We start from the raw sequence: 315 nt of genomic DNA, 5'->3' as shown, positions 1-315 counted from the left end.
CGACCCTTCCGGCGCTCACAGGCTCCACGATCCTACGATCGGGGCGTCGCGGATAGCCTCGCCTACGATGAGGCGGTGCCTGTCCCGAAAGTGATCCTCTACTACGTGTTCGCTCCACTGCCCGATCCCGATGCCATCCGGCTGTGGCAGCGGACCCTGTGCGAGGCGCTGAACCTGCGGGGCCGCATTCTCATCTCCGACCAGGGAATCAACGCGACACTCGGCGGAGAGCTCGACGCGCTGAAGCGCTACCTCCGCGTGACGAAGGAGCACCTCCCGTTCCGGCAGCTCGACGCGAAGTGGAGCGAAGGATCC

General features: G+C 65.7%; 1 pseudogene. It reads left to right on the top strand.

Features of this window, described 5'->3' with window-relative positions:
- Window positions 1-75 precede the first annotated feature (75 nt).
- Window positions 76-315, top strand: a pseudogene (locus SB773_RS30830) (hypothetical protein); the annotation flags it as partial.

It is taken from the genome of Bacillus sp. SIMBA_074 (assembly GCF_046534555.1).
Lineage (GTDB): Bacteria > Bacillota > Bacilli > Bacillales > Bacillaceae_G > Bacillus_A > Bacillus_A mycoides.
This window is presented reverse-complemented; position numbering and strand designations above follow the sequence as displayed.